Annotated in this window: 7 protein-coding genes; 4 read left to right on the top strand and 3 right to left on the bottom strand. The window is 71.8% G+C overall.

What is annotated here, in order from left to right:
* Window positions 1-107 precede the first annotated feature (107 nt).
* Together mmpB and ACZ46W_RS06960 are read left to right on the top strand one after the other, a co-directional pair.
* A complete protein-coding gene (gene mmpB, locus ACZ46W_RS06965; protein ID WP_366127768.1) occupies window positions 108-236 on the top strand; it encodes a morphogenic membrane protein MmpB in 129 nt (42 codons plus the stop codon).
* Window positions 237-341: 105 nt separating this feature from the next.
* Window positions 342-953 carry a Maf family protein gene (locus ACZ46W_RS06960; protein WP_468332621.1) on the top strand — a complete coding sequence of 204 codons (612 nt, stop codon included), beginning with the start codon at window positions 342-344 and terminating at the stop codon, window positions 951-953.
* 37 nt (window positions 954-990) lie between these two features.
* On the opposite strand, the gene ACZ46W_RS06955 is transcribed toward ACZ46W_RS06960, so the two are convergent.
* Window positions 991-1,437: a hypothetical protein gene (locus ACZ46W_RS06955; protein WP_468332618.1), complete on the bottom strand. Its 447-nt coding sequence runs from the start codon at window positions 1,435-1,437 to the stop codon at window positions 991-993.
* 357 nt (window positions 1,438-1,794) lie between these two features.
* Here ACZ46W_RS06955 and ACZ46W_RS06950 point away from each other — a divergent pair, with 357 nt between their 5' ends.
* A complete protein-coding gene (locus ACZ46W_RS06950; RefSeq protein WP_468332616.1) occupies window positions 1,795-3,549 on the top strand; it encodes an acetyl/propionyl/methylcrotonyl-CoA carboxylase subunit alpha in 1,755 nt (584 codons plus the stop codon).
* Between the two features lie 172 nt (window positions 3,550-3,721).
* On the top strand, window positions 3,722-4,267 hold the full coding sequence (locus ACZ46W_RS06945; protein ID WP_468334664.1) for a TetR/AcrR family transcriptional regulator: 546 nt from the start codon (window positions 3,722-3,724) through the stop codon (window positions 4,265-4,267).
* Between the two features lie 57 nt (window positions 4,268-4,324).
* Here ACZ46W_RS06945 and ACZ46W_RS06940 read toward each other — a convergent pair whose 3' ends face one another.
* The gene (locus tag ACZ46W_RS06940) at window positions 4,325-5,290 is read right to left on the bottom strand and encodes a DeoR/GlpR family DNA-binding transcription regulator (RefSeq protein ID WP_468332613.1); all 966 of its coding nucleotides are present in this window, start codon (window positions 5,288-5,290) and stop codon (window positions 4,325-4,327) included.
* 177 nt (window positions 5,291-5,467) lie between these two features.
* A complete protein-coding gene (locus ACZ46W_RS06935; RefSeq protein WP_468332610.1) occupies window positions 5,468-6,907 on the bottom strand; it encodes an NAD(P)H-quinone dehydrogenase in 1,440 nt (479 codons plus the stop codon).
* Window positions 6,908-6,974 lie beyond the last annotated feature (67 nt).

The raw sequence follows: 6,974 nt of genomic DNA, 5'->3' as shown, positions 1-6,974 counted from the left end.
CCTTCCTGTCGCTTGGGATAGCGAACGGCCACACCCCCCCCCCCCCCCTCCCCCCCCCACTCCCCCCCCCCCCCCCCCCGCGCGGGTCCCGCCAGCAGGATCGAAGGATGCTGTGGTCCGACCCCGAGAACGAACCCCCCAAGGAGATGCGCGACATGCAGGCGATGCTGCGTCGCGCGGGGATCCTGCTGGCACTGGCGATGCTGCTGGCGATGTTCGTGGTCGGCCTGCACTGACTTCGCGGTCGCCCTTCACCGACTTCTCGGTCGCCCCTTCGCCGGCCGGGCGCCGCCCTTGGCGGCAACCCCGGCGCACGGGGCGTTTTCCGTACGATGGCGCTCATGACTGCTGCTCAGCGCCGCCGCCTCGTCCTGGCCTCCGCGTCCCCCGCCCGCCTCGGTCTACTGCGCCAGGCCGGGCTCACCCCCGAGGTGATCGTCAGCGGTGTGGACGAGGACAAGTTCACCGCCCCGACGCCGGCCGAACTGGCGCTCGCCCTCGCCGAGGCCAAGGCCGCCCACGTGGCCGCCAAGCCCGAGGCGAGCGGCGCACTTGTCATCGGCTGCGACTCGGTGCTGGAGCTGGACAAGCAGGCCCTCGGCAAGCCCGCCGACGCCGAGGAGGCCACCGCCCGCTGGAAGGCGATGCGCGGCCGCGCGGGCATCCTCCAGACCGGCCACTGCGTGTACGACACGACCGCCAAGCGCTACGCCTCCGCGACCGCCTCCACCCTGGTCCGCTTCGGCGACCCGACGGACGAGGAGATCGCGGCGTACGTCGCCAGCGGCGAACCCCTCCACGTGGCGGGCGCGTTCACCCTGGACGGCCGCTCGGCGCCCTTCATCGACGGCATCGACGGCGACCCGGGCAATGTGATCGGGCTGTCCCTGCCGCTGCTGCGCCGCCTGCTGGCCGAGCTGGGGATCGCGATCACCGACCTGTGGAGCGACTGACCGTCCCCAAGGGACCGACGGCCGACGGCCCCGGGCGTCACGCCGGGGCCACGCCGCCCTCCACGGGCGGCGTGGGCTCCCGCTCCTCGTCCTCCGGCGCGTACAGCACCAGCGAGGCGACGACGAGCCCCAGCACGACCATCATGTACGCGAACGCCGCCCACCCCACCAGGCCCACCACCACCGCGCCGAGCACCCCGTGCGTGATGGCGCAGGAGATCAGCACGATCCGCGCGGCACGCCCCGGGGACCGGTCCCGTACGCCGAGGCGCACCAGCAGCGCCCCGCAGAGCGCCACGTACGCCCCGAAGACACCGCCCATGATCCAGATCGCGGTGACCATCAGGTCCGGGTCGAGACCGTCCAGCGACATCCGCTGACCACCCATGACCTTCGCGAGCACCATGTGCAGCAGCACGAGGCCCACCGCCTCCAGGGCCAGCACGATCCCGGCCGTCAGAGCTATCGGTCTGCGGGTCACCATGGGCACTCCCCTGCCTGTTACCTGCCCCGACGAGTCGGTACGGACGACAGCGCGCAGGCTACTGACTGGTAAACCTAGGGACAAGGGTTCTGACACCGCCGCAAAGAATCACTCGCCCATTCGTAGGGACTCCACAAAGAATCGGGATACGGCGCTGGCCGTGAAGACAGAGACCTTGGCCACACCTCAGGGTTACTGTTCCGTTCAGAAGCCCTGCGTAACGTGGTGCGACAAGGGATTTCACGACTCCACTACGCCTCGAATCACGCTCCGTGTGGGCAAGCTCACCATTGGGGACGGGTCGAAAGGCCGTGTCGGCAGTCCCTAAACTCAGCTTGTTTCAAGGAGGGAGCCATCGTGCGCAAGGTGCTCATCGCCAACCGTGGCGAAATCGCTGTCCGTGTCGCCCGTGCCTGCCGGGACGCCGGGATCGCAAGCGTAGCCGTCTACGCCGATCCGGACCGGGACGCCCTGCACGTCCGTGCGGCCGACGAGGCGTTCGCCCTGGGCGGTGACACCCCGGCCGCCAGCTATCTGGACATGGCCAAGGTGCTCCAGGCCGCGGCCGATTCCGGCGCGGACGCCGTTCATCCCGGGTACGGATTCCTCTCCGAGAACGCGGAGTTCGCCCAGGCCGTCATCGACGCGGGTCTCACCTGGATCGGCCCGCCGCCGCAGGCCATCCGCGACCTCGGTGACAAGGTCGCCGCCCGTCACATCGCCCAGCGCGCCGGCGCGCCGCTGGTCGCCGGTACGCCCGACCCGGTGTCCGGCGCCGACGAGGTCGTGGCCTTCGCCGAGGAGCACGGCCTGCCGATCGCCATCAAGGCCGCCTTCGGCGGTGGCGGACGCGGCCTGAAGGTCGCCCGCACGCTCGAAGAGGTCCCCGAGCTGTACGACTCCGCCGTCCGCGAGGCGGTCGCCGCCTTCGGCCGCGGCGAGTGCTTCGTCGAGCGCTACCTCGACAAGCCCCGGCACGTCGAGACCCAGTGCCTGGCCGACAAGCACGGCAACGTGGTCGTCGTGTCGACGCGTGACTGCTCGCTCCAGCGCCGTCACCAGAAGCTGGTCGAGGAGGCCCCGGCGCCGTTCCTCAGCGCCGAGCAGAACGCCGAGCTGTACCGGGCGTCCAAGGCCATCCTCAAGGAGGCCGGCTACGTCGGTGCCGGCACCGTGGAGTTCCTCGTCGGCGTGGACGGCACGATCTCCTTCCTGGAGGTCAACACCCGTCTCCAGGTCGAGCACCCGGTCACCGAAGAGGTCACCGGCATCGACCTCGTGCGCGAGATGTTCCGCATCGCCGACGGCGAGGAGCTCGGGTACGACGACCCGGCGATCCGCGGGCACTCGTTCGAGTTCCGCATCAACGGCGAGGACCCCGGCCGCAACTTCCTCCCCGCCCCCGGCACGGTGACGCTGTTCGCGCCGCCGTCCGGCCCGGGTGTGCGGCTGGACGCGGGCGTGGAGTCCGGCAGCGTCATCGGCCCGGCGTGGGACTCGCTGCTGGCGAAGCTGATCGTCACCGGTGCGACCCGTGAGCAGGCCCTCCAGCGGGCCGCCCGCGCCCTGGCCGAGTTCAAGGTCGAGGGCATGGCCACCGCCATCCCCTTCCACCGGGCGGCCGTGGCCGACCCGGCGTTCACCTCGGACCCGTTCCGGGTGCACACCCGCTGGATCGAGACCGAGTTCGTCAACGAGATCCCGCCCTTCGCCGCCCCCGCCGCCCCCGAGGCGGAGGAGGAGCCCGGCCGCGAGACCGTCGTCGTCGAGGTCGGCGGCAAGCGCCTGGAGGTCTCGCTGCCGTCCTCGCTGGGCATGAGCCTGGCGCGCACGGGTCTGGCCGCGGGCGCCAAGCCCAAGCGCCGCGCCGCCAAGAAGGCCGGCTCCGCCGCCTCGGGCGACACGCTGGCCTCCCCGATGCAGGGCACGATCGTCAAGGTCGCGGTCGAGGAGGGCCAGGAGGTCAAGGAGGGCGACCTCATCGTCGTACTCGAAGCGATGAAGATGGAGCAGCCCATCAACGCCCACCGCGCGGGCACGATCAAGGGCCTGGCGGCTGAGGTCGGCGCGTCGGTGACGTCCGGCGCCGCGATCTGCGAGATCAAGGACTGACCCGGTTCACCACAGGGGCCCGTCGGCACATGCCCGGCGGGCCCCTCGCCATGTCCGCGATGGCATCCTGGAGCCGTAGGGCGGCGGCGGTACGAGGGAGGACGGCGCGATGGTGACGAGTGCGGCGGCGAGCGGGACGGCGGCGGACAGGGCCCCGGGCACGCCGCGCCCCATGCGCGCCGACGCCCGCCGCAACTACGGGCGGCTGCTCGCCGAGGCGCGGGCCGCCTTCGCGGAGCACGGCACCGACGCGTCGCTGGAGGACATCGCGCGCCGCGCGGGCGTCGGGATCGGCACGCTGTACCGGCATTTCCCGAACCGGCACGCGCTGATGAACGCCGTCTTCCAGGAGGCGCTGCACACCCTGCTGGAACGCTCGCGCGACCTGGGGCGCTCCGAGCAGCCCTGCACGGCGCTGGTGGAGTGGCTGCGCGCCATCGTCACGCACGCCGGCGAATACCGGGGCCTGGCCCGCGCGCTCATGTCCGCGTCGCACGACACGACTTCGGCCCTGTCGCAGTGCAGCACCCCGATGCGCGCGGCCGGCGAGCGCCTGCTGGTCCGCGCCCAGGAGGCGGGCGCGGTACGGGCGGACGTGTCGATCGACGACCTGATGCAGCTCACCAACGCCATCGCCCTGGCCGCCGAACAGTCCCCGGACGACCCGGAACTGGCCGACCGTCTTCTGACCCTCACCTTGCGCGGCCTCAAGGCGTGACGACGGAACGCCGACCGGCCTCACGTCCCGGTCGGCACCGCCTCGTTGGCGGGCCCGTCAGCGGCGGCGCAGATCCGCTACCCTCGCGCCGCGCTCCGAGGGCGGGCCGTCCGCCGAGAGGGAGGCGCTGCGCAGTTGCGGGCCGCCTGGGTGGCGGCCGCCGCGCTGGCCCGGGAGGGGGACGTCACGGCGGGCCTGGCGACCCGGTGGCGGGGCGCCCTCGGCGCCGGAGGCGCCGGGTGCCGGGCCGGCGACGGTGATCTGGACGCCCTGGTCCGCCAGCGCCTGGAGCTCGGTGGCGGCGCGGTCGTCGTGGGCGGGGGGCTCGTCGGTGACCAGCCGGGTGATCACGTCCGTCGGCACGGTCTGGAACATCGTGTCCGTACCGAGCTTGGTGTGGTCGGCCAGCACGACGACCTCCGCCGCCGCCTGGACCAGCGCCCGGTCGACGCTGGCCGACAGCATGTTGGACGTGGACAGGCCCCGCTCGGCGGTGAGCCCGCTGCCGGACAGGAACGCCCGCGAGACCCTCAGCCCCTGGAGGGACTGCTCGGCCCCGCTGCCCACCAGGGCGTAGTTGGAGCCGCGCAGGGTGCCGCCGGTCATGACCACCTCCACCCGGTTGGCGTGGGCCAGCGCCTGGGCCACCAGCAGGGAGTTGGTGACGACGGTCAGCCCGGGTACGCGGGCGAGCCGGCGGGCCAGCTCCTGCGTGGTGGTCCCCGCGCCGACCACGATGGCCTCGCCCTCCTCCACGAGACCGGCGGCCACGTCGGCGATGGCCGTCTTCTCGGCGGTCGCGAGATGGGATTTCTGCGGGAAGCCGGACTCTCGCGTAAATCCGCCCGGCAGCACCGCACCGCCGTGCCGGCGGTCGAGGAGTCCTTCTGCCTCCAGTGCCCGCACGTCACGCCGTACGGTCACTTCGGAGGTCTGGACGACGCGGGCGAGCTCCCGGAGCGATACCGCCCCGTTGGCACGCACCATTTCAAGGATCAACTGGCGACGTTCTGCAGCGAACACGAAACTGACAGTAACCCCAGCGACCGTTTCTTTGCAGCGGTATGCGCCTATTACGGGAAGTTGCGAACAGACGGGCCCGCCAGGTGGTATAGGCGGGCCCGTCCGAGAACGTTCCTTGACCGATCGATGTCCCGACTTGCCGGGGGTTGCAGGGTGTTGTCCCTCCCCCGGACCGGACTACACCTCGGCGGCCGTCTTCCGGGTGTGCAACTGTCGTGCCACCTCGGCGATCGAGCCCGACAGGGACGGGTACACCGTGAAGGCGTTTGCGATCTGTTCGACCGTCAGGTTGTTGTCGACCGCGATCGAGATCGGGTGGATCAGCTCGGAGGCGCGCGGGGCGACCACGACACCGCCCACCACGATCCCCGTGCCCGGCCGGCAGAAGATCTTGACGAAGCCGTCCCGGATGCCCTGCATCTTGGCGCGCGGGTTGCGCAGCAGCGGCAGCTTGACCACCCGGGCGTCGATCTTCCCCGCGTCGACGTCGGCCTGCGTGTAACCGACCGTGGCGATCTCGGGGTCGGTGAAGACGTTCGCGGAGACGGTCTTGAGATTGAGCGGGGTCACCGCGTCGCCCAGGAAGTGGTACATCGCGATCCGGCCCTGCATCGCCGCCACCGACGCCAGCGCGAAGACGCCCGTCACGTCACCGGCCGCGTACACGCCCGGCGCGGACGTGCGCGAGACCTTGTCGGTCCAGATGTGGCCGGACTCCTTGAGCCGTACGCCGGCCTCCTCCAGCCCCATCCCGGCGGTGTTCGGGATGGCACCGACGGCCATCAGGCAGTGCGTGCCGGAGATGACCCGCCCGTCGGCGAGCGTCACCTCGACCCGGTCGCCCACCCGCTTGGCGGAGGCGGCGCGGGAGCGCGCCATGACGTTCATGCCCCGGCGCCGGAAGACGTCCTCCAGCACGGCCGCCGCGTCCGGGTCCTCGCCCGGCAGCACCCGGTCGCGCGAGGAGACCAGCGTGACCCGGGACCCGAGCGCCTGGTAGGCACCCGCGAACTCGGCACCGGTCACACCCGAACCGACCACGATGAGCTCCTCGGGGAGCTCGTCCAGGTCGTACACCTGCGTCCAGTTGAGGATGCGCTCGCCGTCCGGCAGGGCGTCGGGGATCTCGCGCGGGTGACCGCCGGTCGCGATCAGTACGGCGTCGGCGGTGAGCGTCTCCTCCGTACCGTCGGCGGCGGTGACGATCACCTGGCGGGAGCCGTCCAGCGCCTGGCGGCCCGCGAGCCGGCCCCGGCCGCGCAGCACGCGCGCGCCCGCACGCGTGACCGAGGCGGTGATGTCGTGGGACTGGGCGAGCGCGAGCCGCTTCACCCGTCGATTGACCTTGCCGAGGTCGACGCCCACGATCCGGGCGGCCTGCTCGATGTGCGGGGTGTCGTCCGCGACGATGATGCCGAGCTCCTCGTGGGAGGAGTCGAAGTTGGTCATCACCTCTGCCGTGGCGATGAGGGTCTTGGAGGGTACGCAGTCGGTCAGGACGGACGCTCCGCCGAGGCCGTCGGTGTCGACGACGGTCACCTCCGCGCCGAGCTGGGCGCCCACCAGGGCCGCCTCGTATCCGCCGGGTCCGCCACCGATGATCACGATCCGGGTCACAGGGGTTACGCCTCGCGCTCTCGTCACGGCAGGGATGCAAGTACGTACCCCATTGTCCCGCACGGCC

The sequence above is a fragment of the Streptomyces sp. NPDC031064 genome (genome assembly GCF_055570965.1).
This window is presented reverse-complemented; position numbering and strand designations above follow the sequence as displayed.

Bases quoted from the DNA above. Each gene is read 5' to 3' on its own strand.
- ACZ46W_RS06960 (WP_468332621.1), top strand. From the start codon at position 342: ATGACTGCTGCTCAGCGCCGCCGCCTCGTCCTGGCCTCCGCGTCCCCC.
- ACZ46W_RS06955 (WP_468332618.1), bottom strand. From the start codon at position 1,437: ATGGTGACCCGCAGACCGATAGCTCTGACGGCCGGGATCGTGCTGGCC.
- mmpB (WP_366127768.1), top strand. From the start codon at position 108: ATGCTGTGGTCCGACCCCGAGAACGAACCCCCCAAGGAGATGCGCGAC.
- ACZ46W_RS06945 (WP_468334664.1), top strand. From the start codon at position 3,722: ATGCGCGCCGACGCCCGCCGCAACTACGGGCGGCTGCTCGCCGAGGCG.